General features: G+C 40.7%; 10 protein-coding genes and 1 pseudogene. 1 reads left to right on the top strand and 10 read right to left on the bottom strand.

Annotated elements, in window-relative coordinates; translation table 11 throughout:
- Positions 1 to 57 precede the first annotated feature (57 nt).
- Complete coding sequence (locus V7K53_RS11615) at positions 58 to 2,118, top strand: chromosome segregation ATPase (RefSeq protein ID WP_335197659.1); 2,061 nt, start codon at positions 58 to 60, stop codon at positions 2,116 to 2,118.
- Positions 2,119 to 2,413: 295 nt separating this feature from the next.
- Here V7K53_RS11615 and V7K53_RS11610 read toward each other — a convergent pair whose 3' ends face one another.
- From V7K53_RS11610 to V7K53_RS11565, 10 genes and pseudogenes are all read right to left on the bottom strand, one after another.
- Positions 2,414 to 3,292 (bottom strand): NAD(P)-dependent oxidoreductase, encoded by an 879-nt coding sequence (locus V7K53_RS11610; protein ID WP_335197658.1) that lies wholly within the window; start codon positions 3,290 to 3,292, stop codon positions 2,414 to 2,416.
- 424 nt (positions 3,293 to 3,716) lie between these two features.
- Positions 3,717 to 4,895: a class I SAM-dependent methyltransferase gene (locus V7K53_RS11605; protein ID WP_335197657.1), complete on the bottom strand. Its 1,179-nt coding sequence runs from the start codon at positions 4,893 to 4,895 to the stop codon at positions 3,717 to 3,719.
- A gap of 218 nt (positions 4,896 to 5,113) precedes the next feature.
- Complete coding sequence (locus V7K53_RS11600) at positions 5,114 to 6,853, bottom strand: Dyp-type peroxidase (protein ID WP_335197655.1); 1,740 nt, start codon at positions 6,851 to 6,853, stop codon at positions 5,114 to 5,116.
- 359 nt (positions 6,854 to 7,212) lie between these two features.
- Positions 7,213 to 8,010, bottom strand: coding sequence for an OST-HTH/LOTUS domain-containing protein (locus tag V7K53_RS11595; RefSeq protein WP_335197653.1), 798 nt, complete (start codon positions 8,008 to 8,010; stop codon positions 7,213 to 7,215).
- A gap of 398 nt (positions 8,011 to 8,408) precedes the next feature.
- A complete protein-coding gene (locus tag V7K53_RS11590; RefSeq protein WP_335197652.1) occupies positions 8,409 to 8,798 on the bottom strand; it encodes a VOC family protein in 390 nt (129 codons plus the stop codon).
- Between the two features lie 148 nt (positions 8,799 to 8,946).
- Positions 8,947 to 9,483, bottom strand: a complete 537-nt coding sequence (locus V7K53_RS11585; protein WP_335197651.1) for a GAF domain-containing protein — start codon at positions 9,481 to 9,483, stop codon at positions 8,947 to 8,949.
- A 499-nt stretch (positions 9,484 to 9,982) separates the two neighbouring features.
- Positions 9,983 to 10,654 (bottom strand): hypothetical protein, encoded by a 672-nt coding sequence (locus tag V7K53_RS11580; protein ID WP_335197650.1) that lies wholly within the window; start codon positions 10,652 to 10,654, stop codon positions 9,983 to 9,985.
- An 807-nt stretch (positions 10,655 to 11,461) separates the two neighbouring features.
- Positions 11,462 to 13,909, bottom strand: a pseudogene (locus tag V7K53_RS11575) (phospholipase D-like domain-containing protein); the annotation flags it as partial.
- Between the two features lie 413 nt (positions 13,910 to 14,322).
- Positions 14,323 to 16,230 carry a 1-deoxy-D-xylulose-5-phosphate synthase gene (gene dxs / locus V7K53_RS11570; RefSeq protein WP_335197647.1) on the bottom strand — a complete coding sequence of 636 codons (1,908 nt, stop codon included), beginning with the start codon at positions 16,228 to 16,230 and terminating at the stop codon, positions 14,323 to 14,325.
- Between the two features lie 848 nt (positions 16,231 to 17,078).
- On the bottom strand, positions 17,079 to 17,525 hold the full coding sequence (locus V7K53_RS11565; protein ID WP_335197646.1) for a hypothetical protein: 447 nt from the start codon (positions 17,523 to 17,525) through the stop codon (positions 17,079 to 17,081).
- Positions 17,526 to 17,690 lie beyond the last annotated feature (165 nt).

Genomic DNA, 17,690 nt, shown 5'->3' with positions numbered 1-17,690 from the left:
CAACAATGGAATTATCAACCTAAAACAGAGCGCTATTCAATTATTTTGGTGTGAGAGATGACAGAGCGGGATATTCCAGACAGTTGGTCTTCAGCCAGTGGAAGAAAGCCAGATCAAAACAAAAGATTATCCCGAACAGAACAATTCGGTGAAACTCAGCCATTTGATGTCCCAGCTACTGGTTCTACTTCCAAGTCAGTGAAGCGGCGAAAAAAAAACCATACGAATAGTAATTCAGAAGAAACTGCCCAACTCAGCAGTACTTCTGGGAAATGGCCACGCTGGCTGAAAAGCTGGACATTGTGGCTAGTACTACTAATGTTGATTCCCAGCAGTGTCGGATTCTTGGCAATGGCAATGCTGCTAAAGTTGCCATCTGCCCCTAATTGCCCCTCGATTTTCTGGCCGCTAGCTAGTGCTTCTGTACGGCTACATTGCGCTCAGTTAGCGGCTTCTAAGCAAACAGTGAGCGACCTATTACAAGCGATCGCTCTGGTGAAGCAATTACCACAAAATCACCCGTTGCATGGAGAAATCGATCGTTTCATCGAAGAATGGTCGCGGGATATTTTGAAACTAGCCGATCAAAGTTTTCAAACTGGTAATTTAGAGGAAGCGATAGCGACTGCTCGTAAGATACCCGAAGATGTAGCAGCTTATAAATTAGTCGATGAACAAGTTGACAAATGGCAGTCAATTTGGTCGAAGGCAGAAGCCACATACAACGGTGCGATCGCCGAAGTAAAGGAACGGCGCTGGCAATCGGCGTTCATGTTATCCGCTAAAATGCTGCGCGTAGACAATCAATACTGGGCGGGTACTAAATACGACCAATTGAATCGTCTAATTGCCACAGCACGCGAAGATGGCGATAAGTTAGGAAAAGCCGAAAGTTTAGCAAATAGCAAAGTAGTCGATAATATCCTAGAAGCGATCAAGTTAGCCGAGTCCATTGGGCAGGAAAGTTACCTTTACCAAAAAGCTCAGGAAGCAGTTCCGGCATTTGGACGCAAAATGCTGGAATTGGCACAGGCGAAACTAGACAAGCAGGATGCGGATGAAGCGCTGAATATTGCTAGGCAAATACCGGAAAGTACGAAACTACAAGGCGAAACTGATGACTTTATTGCCATAGCTGACGCGAAAAGGAGTGCTTGGATTGGTAATGTTTCTGGTTTAGAGGCAGCGATCGCTCAAGCACAACAAATCGATCCCTCCAGACCAGTGTATAACGAAGCACAGCAACTAATTGCTCGTTGGCAGTTGGAAATTGAAGATGTTGCCCATCTGGAAAAAGCAAGAATATTGGCTAGCCAGGGAACAGTCCCGAATTTAACAGCAGCGATCGCCCAAGTACAACTGATTCCTGCTAGCAACCCTAGAGGCGCAGAAGCTAGACAAGAGATAGGTCGCTGGAATGCCCAAGTGGAGACAATTGAAGACCAACCTTACTTAGACCGTGCCGAACAGATCGCAATATTCGAGGATATTAACTCCTTGCAAGCTGCGATCGCCCAGGCCAGCGAAATTCGTAGAGGTCGTGCATTATATCCAGAAGCACGGAAAAAAATTCGTACTTGGGTAGGAAAGATTGAGCGAATTCAAGACCAACCTTACTTAGATCAAGCACAAGAACTGGCCCAGAGTGGAAATCTCACCGCCGCCATTAGCACAGCTCAACAAATAGCCTCATCGGGAAGGGCGCTTTCACAAGAAGCACAAGCTGCGATCGATGACTGGGAAGGGCAAATCCGCACTAGAGAAAACTGGAAAAAAGCCCAGGAAGTAGGGGCAGCTGGCACTCCAGAAGCCTTAGTTGAGGCAATACGACTGGCGGATCGAGTTTCAAACAATAGTATCTTACGTATGGATGCAAATCAGGCTATTGACCAATGGAGTCAGCAATTGTTAGAAATAGCACGCACTCAAGGTCAATCTGATATTGCTAGAGGCATTGACATTGCCAAATCGGTTCCACGCGGTAGTGCTGCTTACAGTGCAGCGCAAGAACAAATTAAGACTTGGCAGGATTTTCTCAATCCTCAACCTGAACCTCAGCCTTCATCTGCGACTGAATCTCTACCATTTCCTCGCTCAACTACTATTAATGGTCAGTGATCGTCTATTAATCCAATTTGCGGGTTATCAAATTCTAGGTTTTTTGCATCTGTCGATTTATGCGATCGCGCACCTCAAGTTGGGGTTGCACTACGCACAGCCCCAACTTCGATGACTGAATCAAAAAGACAATTACTGAACCAGTTTAGAGTATCATAATTTGCTCATTCAATAAATGCTTGTCGAACAGTAAATGCAAAAATGAATGCTTCAAGCTTCAGTAAAAACCCTTGATACGTGGCTGTTAACGTCTAGTTTACCACTACCTTCAGGCGTGAGATGAAGCTTAAAGTCTTTATTCCCCGATCGCTTCTCCCCATTCCTTAATGACTGAAAATAGTGATGAGTAATCATCATCAGCAAATGACATTTTTACAGCTGTTTGCAAGATTTGCCGCACTCCTTTAATACTGCTGAGATCCAAACTTTGAGATTTTGCTTCTGAGATAAATAATTCCGTATCTTTAAGTAAGTATTTTGTAGGGAAATTGGGATCGGCATAATTGCCATCTAACATCAGTTGTAGCTTTTTGTCAAAGATAGGTGCGTAGAAAGGACTGTTGCGCAAGATTTGCATAAACACATCCACATCTACACCTTGACGCTGGACAAAAGCTAGACTCAGAGCAAAGCTAGTTGTTAGAGAAGCTATTAGTTGATTTAGTGCCAATTTAAGCGCCGCCGCAGATCCCACTGGCCCGATAAGTAAAGGTTCTGTCCCAAAATTTTGGAGTAACTTCAAGTGATGTTCGTATTGTTCTGGCTCGGCCCCTACCATAACACTCAATTTGCCAGCTTTTGCTTCTGGGATACCCCCTAATACGGGCGCTTCTAAATACTCACCACCACCCCCAACAACTGCATCTCTAATTTCCTGGCTTTCTGTCGGCGTAATTGTTCCCATTTGGATGATTGTGCGCCCTTTCAAAGTTTGCCAAGCAGTATCTGAAAGCAACACATTATAAATGGCTGGGGCATTAGTCAGCATGAGAATTACACACTCAGCAGCACGAATGGCATGGCGGGGATGTGTAGCAATTTCAGCCCCAGCTGCTTGTAGTGGTGCTAATTTTTCTGGGGTACGATTGTAGACAACTAGCTGTATATCTGCGGCTAATAACCTTTGAGCCATTGGTAGTCCCATCAGTCCAATTCCCAGAAATGCCACCTTCATTTTTTACGTTCCTTTAGTACAGCATCACCGTAAGCGTTGCGTAAGGCTTTTTACATAGCTTCTCTACGAAAGGCTACGCCAACGCTTAGAGCGAGTCATTGAGCGTTATAGCCTATCGCGAACAGCGCATTGTTTGATTCAAATTTAGTTGGGAAGTAGTTATTTGAAATTTAAAATACAGTCCTAAATCCCAGTTTTCTTACTTCCTAACTCTGGCAATCAACCACCGGCAGCAAAAGTTAACATAATTATCACTGAAAGTAATATACCAGGGGTAAGTAGTGTTACTAGCATTAACAGGTCATGAGTGGACATAATTATTACTTTGGTAGTGTGTTTAACTTTACTGTAATCACTGTTATGCTAGTCCAAATAAGACTGATACTGCATTCTTAAATAGAGTTTTAACTTTTCAACTTTACGCTTACTCTGGCAGGATCAATCCTTTTAATGCTTGAGAGATTTCTGTTTTGTCCAGACCTTTGCTCTGAATTAAGATTCCAAAGCCGCCGAGTCCTGTGGGATCTAGAAGTTGGTGTAGTGCATCCCGATGCTGTAGTAACTGCGAGAGAGGTTGCTTTTGCTGGGAAAGGGCTGCAATACGATCGCCTAACCCCAATGCCATCAAAAATAATCCCTGCTGGATAAAACCAACATTCTTTAAGTTACATTTCTCACCCCAGCGTTCCAAAGCTGTAAAGTCAACATGGGCAGTTATATCTTGTTGCCCAATATTAATATAAGGGTTGTCATGGAAACGATGGTGATAATAGCACTGTAACGTTCCTTGCGATCGCCTGGGATTGTAGTAACGGCTGGCGGGATAGCCATAATCAATTGTTAACACATAGCCGCGCTGCAAGCGGTCTGCTACTATACTCAACCAGTCTAGAGCAGATAAATTAATTTCACTACGGTAGCCATCTGGATATGCACTTTGGGTAAAGTTCATTTCCACTAAGTCTAAATATTCAGCTAATTGAGGCGTTGAAGGTTCCCCTGTGACTTCCACAAATGATGAGCAGGTTTCTTTCTCATTACCATCTGTGGTTACATAAATTTCTCGGAGTTGTCCCGTTTCTAGGATGAATTGATGCACGGGGAACGCATCTACTAACTCGTTAGAGAAAAAGCAACCAGCGATCGCATTTGGTGGTATCTCCTCTAAATTACACCAACGTACAGGGAAATCTTGTAAGCGTTGCTGCTGTTCTTGTCTTAAAGTTGGCGACTTTTCAACAATGATGTACTCCAGGGCGGTAAAAAAATCTGGGTAGTGCTGTTGATGATATTTAAGGATATGCAAAGCTAGCAATCCTTGACCTGCTCCCATTTCTACCAGAGAAAAGGGTACAGGTTTTCCTAAAATCTCCCACATTTGCAAAAATTGTTCTGCTAGTAACTCACCAAAGTCAGAACAGAGGTTGGGAGAGGTAAAAAAATCACTATCTTTAAAACCTATTTTGACTGCATCGCTGGAATAGTAGCCGTATTCAGGGTGGTATAGTGCCAAATCCATGAATTGGGCGAAAGTAATTCGTTGTTGAGGACTGGTGGTAATGTGATTGGCGATCGCTGCACACAATGCTGGATTTGAATCCATAAATTTGAGGTTTGAGATTGGGGAATAGAGAAAAATAAATGAATTATGAATGATGCAAAACAAAATTCATAATTCATTATTTCTCTAATGGTCTACAAACCCCATGATATCGACCACTGTAGTATAAGTGCTGGCATTTATTGACAGACAAAACTTGGGAAGTTTGCAGTTCGTATGCGATCGCCACCAAATGGTTCTACCCTATTTACCTAAAATCCTTATTTTGTCAATACATCTTTCAAAGCAGAAATCGACGGTGCAAAGAAGTAGCCGCCACCAGTAGGGATTACCCAGTCTTCAGGTGCAGTCAACTCCTTAGTTTGAGGTTGATTTTGGTCATCCTCAAGGTGGATAAAGAACTTACGTGTGCGATCGCCATTTGGTTTATTATTTTCACTTTGACCAATAATTGGATCGTGACCAAGAGTTAATTTACCTTCAAACTCGTGGCCTTTAGCAGCCTCCTCACTAAAGTCTGGATTGTTAGCCCAGAACCTGGTAACAAACTCAAACTGCTCTACAATCGAAGTCTGATAAGCCAAAAAGTGGAGACCGCGATCGACAAAGTTCGCGTCTTGTAGCGGATTGTTCGGCGTTGAAGGAGACACCGGGCCATAGGGAATACCGCGACGGAGCAAGCGGTGTGTTTGAGTAGTCACTTCACTGCGGTCAATCTCTTGTGGCCCTGGTCCTCCACCTCCTGGTGTTTTATCATTGCGTGGATAAGTCTTACGGGTATGGGCAATAAACGGGCAGCGCAGACCCGTTGCATCTTTGGAAGGAGGAACTACGTCGTTTTTGAAGAATTTTCCATCTGGTGGGTCGTCACCGTTGAATTCAAAATCATTGTTGGCATTGTCATCATTACCCAAACTTGGGGCATCTTCCTCCGGCGTGCGGACAGTGGGAGCGCCACTGGGCCAGCGACCAATCAGCTTTGCGCTCACCTTTCGAGCGTCGGTGTCTAAGTCAGCAGCAATATCGTTTAAGAACTTGTGGAACTTATACACATCTTGACGCAATCGCCGGAATACAAGGTAAGAGCCATCATTCGCCCAGTGTAGTCCTGCCGACACAACCTGACCTTTGCTATGTTCCAACGTTTCAGCATCATCCTTCTGACCCTCATAGCCAAAAACGAATTCTCCTGGCCACAGAAGATCCTGTCCTGGTTTGCCCTGGTTTTTATTCTCTGGATTCTGCCGAGGAGTCAGAAGGTCTTTAGGATTATCAGCAACCCGGCCACGAATACCAGGTTGTGATATTCCATCCAGGTTGCCGAAATGCTCATGTCCAGACAGGGGTGCGGGTAAGTTGGCTCCTTCTTCCAAGAAGGTAATTCTGGCTCCGCTGCTCTTAGCGTTGCCTTTCCCATCTGTAAATGCCACAATACTTTCTAAAATCCGCGAGATTTCTGCTAACAAGTCTGCGCGTTCGTCGCTGGCAATAATGAAAACCACATCAACTTTGCCATTATCCGGCCCACCCACAACCCAGCCAATAGGCTTACCATTTTTGTCTACTGGGTCGTTCAGATCGGCTGCGCGTGCTGCTAGTCCAGCTTTAAAGGATTCATCCTTAAATGAGTCGGCATCATTAGTTAGTTTCTTCAGCCCCTCAAAGGAGAAAGCTACATTCACCCAGGTTGCCTTAACAGTACCTTCGCGGCCTCGTCGTTGTCTTGCGGACTTAAATAGGCGGTTAAAGGCAATAACTTCTGAAGCGGTGGCAATAAAATTAATTTGTGACTTCAGCCAGTGCTTAAAGGCATTTGGATTTTCAATTTCAAGGAACAAGAGGGCTTGGTAGTCTTTATTGAACCCACCTAGAATGTTGCCTTGAATATTGTTGACATTGAGAATAGGCTCATTAGGCGCAGGGACGTAGAAGAATGAGTTTGTCTGTTGACCTTCTAACGGTTCAGGAGCAGGCGCTTCACGAATTATTTGTTGTGTCATGATTAAAGTCCTGTTTATGGTAAAGCCTATTGGCTATTCCAGAATGGAAATATCAAACCAGGTATCTCTAATGGGAACCTGTGTTAACTTATCGGAGGTAAGTAAAAGATTTATGCAGCAATGCTACCCATATTTCATCGTTTGGAAGATTGCGTTGTGTAAATAAACTATACATATTTTAAATAAGGTCATAAATTATAGTATTGAGCAAGATATAGCGGTAATTTTGTATTTCTTCCTCAACTCTGTTACACGCAAAATTAAAGAAAAATAATTTTAATTTTAATAGTAAGTTCAATAATATAACAATTATTAATTCACAGTAATTGGCTCTCGCTTGTGAATTTAGCGATTTATTATTACGTAATTTTACTTTTATATAAAATAAATGTGCTGTTTTTTTGGGTATCTTGACTTTCAGTAATTTCAAATAAGCCAGACACCTTCAAAACACCTTTTAGTGTATTAATCCCATACTTTTTAGGTGTACACTCAGGATCTTTATTCTTAATAAATACTCCCGCTCTTGCCAGTGAAGTCATCTCACCTATTTTGTCTGTGTTTGTTTCGGCTAAACGCAGCAATTTTACAATTTTTGTATTCTCCCATGTTGTTTCAGAGGGATTGTTCAAATTTATATACTCAACGCCAGAAGAAATAACCTCTGCCTTTAATTGCTGGTATAAAAGTTCGGTTTTTGGGTTAGATTCGGCGTAATTTTCTCGAAGGAAAATAACCACACTAAATACAAATAGTTTTATGCTCTTATAAAAGTAAACTGTCTCTTGGTACTGCGACTCTAGGTAATTAATACAAGTTCTACATCCTTCTTCAGTGCTTAATATATTTAAACCTTCCGACCCACCAAAGTGATGAACGAGATTGTTCCGCTCGAAAACCATCTCTCTTAATTTTTCGACAAAGTAATCATTGTTATAATTCGCAGACTCAAGAAAAGTATTTATTAGATTCCCTAGAGTCTTTGACTTAGCTTTTTCTCTGTACTCCCAAAAGCTATCAGCATCCCTTGTACTAGCATCTGAATGTATAAATGGAACAAGCTCTTTCAAACATTTCTCAATTTGCTGAAACATCAACATATTTCGCCCTATTTTTCTTAGGACTTCATTGACTAACTCACGATACTCACTGTTCATTATCAAGGAGAAATTTACGAGTAATAACTAAGCGATTTTCTTCTACTTGTGGTATAAGATACTTAAATTAATTACAAGCTACTGGATAAAAAGTTTATATGTCAAGTTCTATACATTAAGTTTTGATAAAAAGCTTGACTCTGTAAGAAAATCAGAGGTTATTTAGCAAGTAAAAATAAAAATACTGTAAGTTGTGTTAGGCATATATTTCAATATGATTTGTCACCAAAAACATAATTAAAATGCCTAATACACCGCTATAGAAAGCGGTGTATTAGGCTAAAGCCGTAACACACCCTACTGAAGATTTATTTTATAAATAGTATTTTAGGTGTTGATTTTCACTCCTGCGATCGCAATCCTCAACCCAATTAATCACGTTTAAGGTAATTTGCTACTTAGGCACTCACCAACGACACCAGCACACCATTGGGATCGCGGACACGAGCAATAGTTTTTCCCCCAGGCTGGGTTTTAGGAGCATCTAGTGTTTTTGCACCAGCCCCGATCGCTCTCATGTAAGCGCTACCAACATCGGGAGTGATAAATGATATCTGGATTAATGGCGGTGGTTGTGTGGGATCGTTCGGATGGAAGCCACCAGGAAATAACTTCTGTGCTTCGCTACTAGAGGAGAAAGCTAGTGTAGTGTTTCCAGTTTCGATTTCCGCCCAGATAGATTGTCCTTTATCCTGGAGAGTGCGACGAACCAGACCAAAGGCTTTTTCGTAAAACTCAACTGTTTTAACTACATCGTCTACCCAAATGATCGTATGACCAAATTTCACAGTTTTTTCTCCTTATCTAGAAAAATCAGTGCTGGCGAGAATCTCTGCTACTTAACTGTATACGATTTGAATATACAGTAGGGGCGCAAGGCCATACGTTCCTACAAATCTAGAAATAATTTGGGATAATTTATTTTTTGCAAGTCCCTTAACTCTCTAGAATATTTCGATCTGTTGCTAGGGTTTGTGCCCCTGTTTGCATCATTTCTATATCTGATGGCGACCAATCATGAGGCTCTTGACAGTGGTGTGCTACTAGTAATCCCCATAATCCTCTAGGGATGACAATTGGTGCAACCAAGGTGGCGCGAACCTGCATACTGCGGAGAAAATCTCGGTGACAAGCCTCGATTGGCTCTAATTCAATATCAGCGATCGCCTTTACCCGTCCTGCTAAGTATAAAGCAGCATACTCGTTATTAAAACAATCATCTGGCCCAGTGGAACCAAGTATTGAGAATTCTTGAGAACTCAAAGATTCAAAAGTCACCTGTCCTTCCCACTGCCCGTAAAAATAATACAATACCACCCGATCAACCTGAAGCGATTCTCTGAGTTGATTTGTTGTTTGCCGAACTAACTCATTTTGCTCTATTGACCTGACAAGGCGATCGAGCAATTTTTGCAACCCCTGTTCGCGGCGATCGCGGTTTTGGTTAAATTTGGAGTGAGGATGAATTTGCACGGTTCTAAAATTACGAGTAAGTAAATGCTGCTGGATTTTTACAGTAATTTATTAGACTTTATGTAGATACATTGTTCTATTTATAGCAGCAATTCTATTTTAACGAAACATAATACTATTCAAGCTCTGCGGTGAATTGAAAATAAATTATTAAGAAATTCTTGTTTTATCTGAACTAGATAAAATCAAAAATATAAATTTAAAGTTAAGGATTTTAAATTCTACAAAAAACATGCTTGCTTTTTTATAGTTTAAGACAATAAATACACTTCAAACTTTAATGTAATACTATTTTTTTACGAAGCTGCGCCAAATCGCTTAATTTCTTATTTCTTGGGGTACTTGGCGTTTTTGACGGTTCGTTATTTATTTCTTGCACTGCACTATAGGCGTATTTTTATACAGAATTAGTCTGAAAAATCAGTTTGTATTCATTGTTACAGATATTTGTCATACTGTTAGTATTCCTTGTTGCCATACAGAGGACGGGAACGAGAGATTAACGAGAGAGTATTTCTAAGTTTTTAAACACTGGGACAAAGTTACGGTAAGCTTCTAATGCTGCTTCTTTAACGATCGCATTCACAATGGGAAAGGTAGTGAGGATGTAGCTAAACTCATCTTCAGTTAAACCGTAAAGATGTGCTACCATTCCATCGAGTTCTGCGCGGAGTTTAGCGCGTTCTGTTTCGTCGGTAACGCCTTGTTGATGGGAACCTAGACTGACTTCTTGCGCGAGTTTGTCAAATTCTGGTGTCGTGCAGATGAGTTTGGCGGCGCGTTGTACAATATCGTTGAAGTTGCGATCGTTTTTTGTTAAACGGGGCACGGGTGTTGCATATATAAAAAAGAATAAAAGATGATTAGTAATACTTCGTCTTAAATAGGCATCTATAATAAACGAATTCATTACTGTACAAATATAAAGTTTTTCAGCATTGCTGATTAATTGGTAATTAGGGTTAAGTTTTCCGTCTTCGACACGAACATCATAAACTTGCTCTAGAGAAACTGTATGCGGACAAAAAACATTTTTTGGCAATATAGTCATAATCATAGAACGCTCATTGGTGCTAGCAGTTACGTCACGAAAAGCTAGCCTATAAGATTTATAATCAAGAGATATTTGTACACCATCAGATAATTTAGCTATAAAAATTAAGTCCGCCAACGCGGACTTTAAGAAACCCTCTTTATACGAGTTAAATTTTTACTCATGCTTTTTATACTTTATAAATCCTTTACATTTAATTAGGCTGAGAAATTATACGGAAAAGTTATCAATTTCTCTAAATGTTGGCTTGATTTGTACAGCCGTAATTTTTAATTGTCAGGTAAATTTGCTGATTACTTTATCAAAAAGCCTAATTGCTTTATAAAAATGCCCGTTTGCTTGCTCAATATACCGAAATGCTTTCTCAAAATGAGCTTTGACTTATTCAAAAGAAGCTTTTACTTTCTCATTTTGGTGTTTTCCGCAAGCAAAAGCTGCTTTAACTTACTCAAACCCCAGTTTGCTTTCTCATTTTGGTGTTTTCCGCAAACAAAAGCTGCTTTAACTTACTCAAACCCCAGTTTGCTTTCTCATTTTGGTGTTTTCCGCAAGCAAAAGCTGCTTTGACTTACTCAAACCCCAGTTTGCTTTCTCATTTAAGTGTTTTTCGCAAGGCATAGCTTGGCTTGAAGAACAAAATCCAACCTACTATTCTGGGAACAAGGTAATGAGGTAAAAATTGAGGGTTTGAAACCCACTCCGTAGGTTTTGCTTATGTAGACGCGGTTTATAACCGCCCTTTTAACTATTTAACCTTTAACCAACTAAATATATCTGTTGGGGTAATTTGCCAATCTGCTAATACATCAAGAACAGTCAATTTCTCATTATTATATTTAACTTCTGGTAATTTATTAGGTTGAAATATCATCACAGATTTATCATTAGAGTCAATAAATCAACCTAATTTTGTGCCATGATTAATACAAAATCTGTGGCGATTAAAATACGCAACTCATCTGATGATGAAATTTGCTCGCGTTTTCCATTACTCACCGGGCTAAATCTTCCGGTCATTACTGTCGGGTCTTTAGATTGACCTGTCACCCCAGCGACATTAGTTATAAGACTCGATTGCAAATTGTCTGCAAGATAGCGGACTGTATCAGCAAATTGGGTGAAAATTAGTACTTTATCCTTGGGGTGAGTTTTTGTAAGCAGTTTAATTAAAGCTGCAAGTTTTTCATCTTTTTGAGGATTCCATTCACCACAGTCTTGCAACACATTAATCAGTGCTTTGGCATCTTCTAACAAATCTCGTTTCAATTTTTTAACATCAAAAAGTGTAGACCGCAACCACTTAAATCTTCGTTGATATCGAGTTGTATATTCTTGATAAATTGATTCTGCTCTTTGACGGAAAGCTTTTTCTGTTTTAGATGCTTTCTTATCCTCGTGAGAAAAAGAAGTTACTTTTTCTCTCTCTATTTGCAGCAAAGCATTGGAATCATCTTCTTCCGTTTCAGTGTCAAACAAAGCTGCTGCCACAGAATCGGCATCTTCATCATTATTACTTGTATCTAACAATTCAGCTTCCTGAGTTCCAATGGGAATATCAAGCGCCTTATCTAGAGCGTATAAATAAATAAAATTCCGTAAAATATGGCGTTCAATTGATTGGATAAAAGCAACACCACTACTTTCTAAACGTTTAAATAAATTAGTGCGGGAAAAACCCATTAACCTCCTACCACTACGAAATAAGCTATTGATAAAGCGCTGCTCGATGTCTGTGGGTGGCTGTTTGGGTTTAGCAATAACGTAATTCCCTAGCCCATAGCGAGGTAAATTAAGTTGATTAATTACTTCTACTACTAACTCTGAGTAAAGACGAGCATAAAAGTCATTGTTAGAACCTTGTAAAGGAAACTTGAGACTGCGAGGTAGACGCTGGGGAAAATAAGAACGTCTCCCATCAGAAAATTCTAAATATTTCCGTCCGGTTTCATCTGTGTGGGCATAATTATCTTTAATAAAAGAGCGAGTGCGTCGCACCATGTAACGCTTCATCAATTCTCGCCAGTCATCAGGGTGTTCGCTTTTCTCAAAAGCAGCTAAAGAACGGACAGAACATTGGTGCTTTCTAATAAACTCCAATTCTCCTAGAGAACTACCACCAAGTTCATTAATTAAAGCTTCTGGTCTTAATCCTAAATCTTGGTCTTCTGGCACAAATAGCCGCAGTTGGGCGGAAAGGTCAAGATAACTTTTATTGTAAGGAGTAGCAGATAATAAAATACATTTACTTTCGTTAGTAGCAATATATTCTGTAATTGCTCGATAACGTTTGCCTTCGCGATTCCGCAAGTTGTGACTTTCATCAATCAACACAACTCGATAACGGCGGAGTTTTGGTAACTTATTTTGTACTTGACTAATTGGCATAACTTCGGCAAGTCGCCGATAGTTATTTACATATTCTTGCCACATTGACACCAAATTTTTCGGGCAAATAATCAGTGTTTCTAAAAAACAATCTTCTTGTAATATCTTCGCAAGGACAGTTCCAACTAAAGTTTTACCCAAACCAACTACATCGCCCACTAATACGCCACCACGCCTAGTTACATGACGGGCTGCTAGCTGTACGGCGGCTTTTTGGAAATCAAATAAGCTGTTAAATTCGCGGGGGATGCGGAATTCTGAAAGTCCGGCGATCGCTTCATGGGATAAGTGGTAAGCTATCTTCAGGTAGATGTAGTAAGGTGAGACTAACTCATCTTTCGCCCAACTCTGGTCGATAATTTCAGCTAATTCTTGGGAAATATCTACACAACCGTAATCTTGCCAGCGATCGCTAAACCACTTTTGCAGTTTATTACAAGCATCGTGGTCTAAAATATCAACATTCAACTCTCCTTGTTTCGCCAGTCCCGGAAGGGTTAAATTACTACTACCCAAGAATCCCACTGTGGGAGTGTTAGGGTCATGGCGATGCACGAGATATAATTTGGCGTGGAGAGAATGACGGAGAAACAGTTTAATAACTAGTTTCTGAGTTTTTAGCTGATGACTTAACCGCCGTAACCCCGCTTCATCTTGATTAGTCGGCGCACCGATAGTCAACTGCTGACGAAATTCCGCCGCCATGCGTTTTTTCAACCGCACAATGCTACTGTTATCAATTCGTCCATCACCATTACTAAGAGAAAATGCCGCATGAACTTCATCACTAGGCAAGCTTTGCATCCCTATTAGCAAACGACAACAAGCATTTTCACTACCAACATACTGTTCAATCAAGTCATCAATTCTTCGCCAACCTCTGAGGTTGAAGTAGCCAACGCAAAAATCTGCCCGATAGGAGATTTTGAGGGTTTCTCGTAAAATCGGTAGTAATTGTAAATCAATGTTGTCAAAAATCCGGGGCATTATTTAAAACTCTATAAATATTTCGTACATCTGTTATATAAGTAAAAAATTTTTCCAGCTAGATAGAGGCAATTCATGAATTGCCCCTACCGTAAAATCAGCTATTGTTTGCATCTGGAACAAAACAAGGCGGGGAAAGATTTGATGTTCAATCCCCAGACACAGGAAACGATGTAATTATCAAATTATCGTTAAGGATATAACTGCCAACAAAGCTCAAGTCGCCATCTGGGATTTGGGAATTAAACAACAATCAGGCTCAGGATCTCCAGAACTAGCAGTCACGAAAGAAAAGTTGGCTTTAATTTTATTGCAATTGGTGAAGAGTGAGTATAAATAGCGATCGCTAATATTCTCACAAAAATAACCCCTGTTACAGGGGTTATTTTTAGATAATACTGTTGATAAGTAAACTAAACCACAGCAGATACTTGCTGCTTAAAGAAAGCTTGCAATACTCTCTCCGCTATTTGATGACTAGTTAAACCTAGTTCTGTCTTAGATTCGTTGGGTTCAGCATGATCTACCAATACATCTGGCACACCGAATCGCTTGACAGGAACAAGAATATCTGCATCTAGTAAAGCCTCGGCGATCGCAGAACCAAAGCCACCCATTACACAGCCTTCTTCTAAGGTGACAACACGGCCGATTTTCTTCGCTAAAGGTAAAATCAACTCGGTATCCAAAGGCTTAACGAAACGGGCATTAATTACAGTTGCTTCAATGCCATGTTCGCTGAGAATTTCAGCAGCTTGCATTCCTGGATAGACCATTGTGCCATAAGCAACAATTAACACATCATCGCCTGTACGCAGAATCTCGCCTTTGCCGATTTCCAAAGGTTCCCAACCTTCCTCCATCAAGGGAACGCCGTAACCATTGCCACGAGGGTAGCGCATTGCGATCGGGCCACTGGTATGCTCAACACCAGTTACTACCATGCTTTGCAGTTCTGCCTCGTCTTTGGGGGCCATGATTACCATGTTGGGAATGCAACGCAGATAGGCAATGTCATACATACCTTGATGGGTGGGGCCATCAGAGCCGACGATTCCCGCCCGATCCAAGCAGAAGAATACTGGCAGGTTTTGGATGCAGACATCATGAATTATCTGGTCGTAGGCGCGTTGCAAGAAAGTGGAATAAATAGCCGCAACGGGGCGCATCCCTTCGCTTGCAAGTCCTGCTGCTAAGGTAATTGCGTGTTGTTCCGCAATGCCGACATCTATATATTGATTCGGCAGTTTTGCTTGAAGTTTATCTAAACCTGTCCCCGTTGCCATAGCCGCAGTAATGCCGACGATTTTCGGGTTTTGTTCGGCAAGTTTTACCAGAGTGTGAGAAAAGACTTTGGCATAAGCCGGGGGTTTGGGTTTATTAGAAGGAATGGCTTTGCCAGTTGCGACGTTGAAGGGGCTTTGAGCGTGGTAGCCAACTTGATCTAGTTCGGCAATTTCATAACCTTTGCCTTTTACTGTTGCTACATGTACCAAAACTGGACCTGGTATCTGATGTGCTTGTTGGAAGGTAGCAATCAATTCTTCAAGATTATGCCCATCCACTGGCCCAATGTAGGTAAAGCCGAGTTCTTCAAAAACTGCACCTACCTTCGGAACAGCCAAACGCTTCATACCTTCTTTGATGCGTCCGAGTTCGGGTGAGAGGGATTCACCCACGAAGGGAATTTGCTTAAACTGTTCCTCAAGATTATCTTTAATAAATTGCACCGGTTGGCTGAGGCGCATTTTGTTGAGATAGCGAGGAATCGCGCCGACGTTGCGAGATATAGACATGTCGTTGTCATTGAGAACAACCAACAAGTTCGTTTTTGGCATGTGTCCGGCATGGTTGATCGCTTCTAAAGCCATGCCCCCAGTCAGTGCCCCATCCCCAATCACAGCAACGGCTTTAAATTTTTCCCCTTTCAAGTCTCGCGCTAAAGCCATGCCCAAAGCTGCTGAAATACTTGTAGAAGCGTGTCCAGCCCCAAAGTGATCGAACTTGTTTTCACCCCGTTTCAAATAGCCCGCAACTCCGTCCTTTTGTCTGAGGGTGTGGAAGCGATCGTAACGTCCTGTAAGTAGTTTGTGGGGATAAGCCTGGTGTCCTACATCCCAAATCACTTTATCCCGATCTAAGTCCAGTGTTTGGTAAAGTCCTAGTGTTAATTCGACAACACCCAACCCTGGCCCTAAGTGTCCACCATTAACTGCTACTGTTTGAAGATGCTTATCTCGAATCTGACGGGCAATCTGTTGCAGTTGGCGAACAGATAAACCGTGCAACTGATTAGGATGGGTGATTTCGCTCAGATGCATATTATAAGGTTTTCCTCTCTAACTTCGAGTCTCGGTATTTTGATTTTCCCACGGTCGGGTTGTCCACAGAATCAAACCCTTACATTGTTACTAAGTTGTAGTGGAAAGTATAACTTCTTAATTGATAATGGGGAAAAATTTGTTAACCATTAACAATTCGTCAAATTAAATTGCAATCAGTTAATGTTATAACACATTTGGCAATAAGTAATGCTACTTAAAAATTGCTTTTCGTCCGTATAGAAAAACAATTTTTCTAGGAGTAGTTTGCGGGATTTCCCTAAGCAGATTACTCAATTTTGCTATCTTAAGTTAGTACAAAAGAAAGTCAAATATTTTATTTATAACTATATATTTAGCATAATTGCTGGTAAATATTTAACAATAGTTTCTTTTCTTGTACGGTGACAATAGCTAATTTTATCTGCGATCGCAAGTTCCTATAGCTAGGAAAATATGTATCTAAAGCTACTCAATAGACCTCTTGCAAAAATATATTTTTGCACTCTTAGGGAAAAGGTAAAAGGTTAAAGGGAAAGGATTTTGAGTTTTTTTACCCTTTTCCCTTTCCCCTTTACCCCGACTTTTGCAAGAAGTCTAATTATTTTATCTAATATCATATTTTGGTAATTAGTAGATTTTAACTATAATTCCCTGTAGTGAAGCAGAGCTAGCTGTGTTACCCTACCATAATGGTTAACTACCGGTAAATTGCTGTAATGATATTGACATAACCTGAGAATTTTCAAAATTATTCGTAAACAACAAAATTTCCGACTTCTTTAAGAAATCGGAAATTTAAAGCTTTCGATTTTTACAAATCCAACAGGATTGTTATATCTATATCTCTATTTACCAAAAGCATCTTTAATGTTTTCAACAGTACGTTCAACAACATTCTTGGTGTTGTCTACTGCTTCTTTAGTCCGAGATGCATCTTCATTTGCTCTTCTCTGAATTGTAGCGGCATCTTTCTTTGCTTTGCGCTCAACGAAGCTACCATTGTCTGTTGCTTGGTCAACTTTACTGGCATTGCTCTTGGCAGCATCCTTAACTTTATCTGCTGTATCATCAATGAAATTTTTGGTTCGTCCAGCATCTCTACTAGCTTTATCTTGAGCGCGATCGCCTGCGTCTGAGGATGCAATCAAAGTTGCAGCAGGATCGGCCATTGCTGAGGTGTTCGAGAAAAATGCACCTTGCCAAACGAAAGCGATCGCTAACATACAAAACAGCGCTGTGGCCATCCAGCGTTTTACGGTGGAAAGCTGTTTTGCAACATAATTGGATTTCATACAATACAATCTCATGTGATTTAGTATACTATTTCTACTTCATTTAGCTTATTAGCCATATCGATCCCTAGATAGAAGTTCTGGCATCAATAGTTATGAAACGAATTCACTATTTTGATAGATTGAATTTTAAGTAAAGATTATTTTCTGATTTTCAAAAGTGCA

The sequence above is a fragment of the Nostoc sp. genome, from assembly GCF_036917355.1.
Taxonomy (GTDB): domain Bacteria; phylum Cyanobacteriota; class Cyanobacteriia; order Cyanobacteriales; family Nostocaceae; genus Nostoc.
This window is presented reverse-complemented; position numbering and strand designations above follow the sequence as displayed.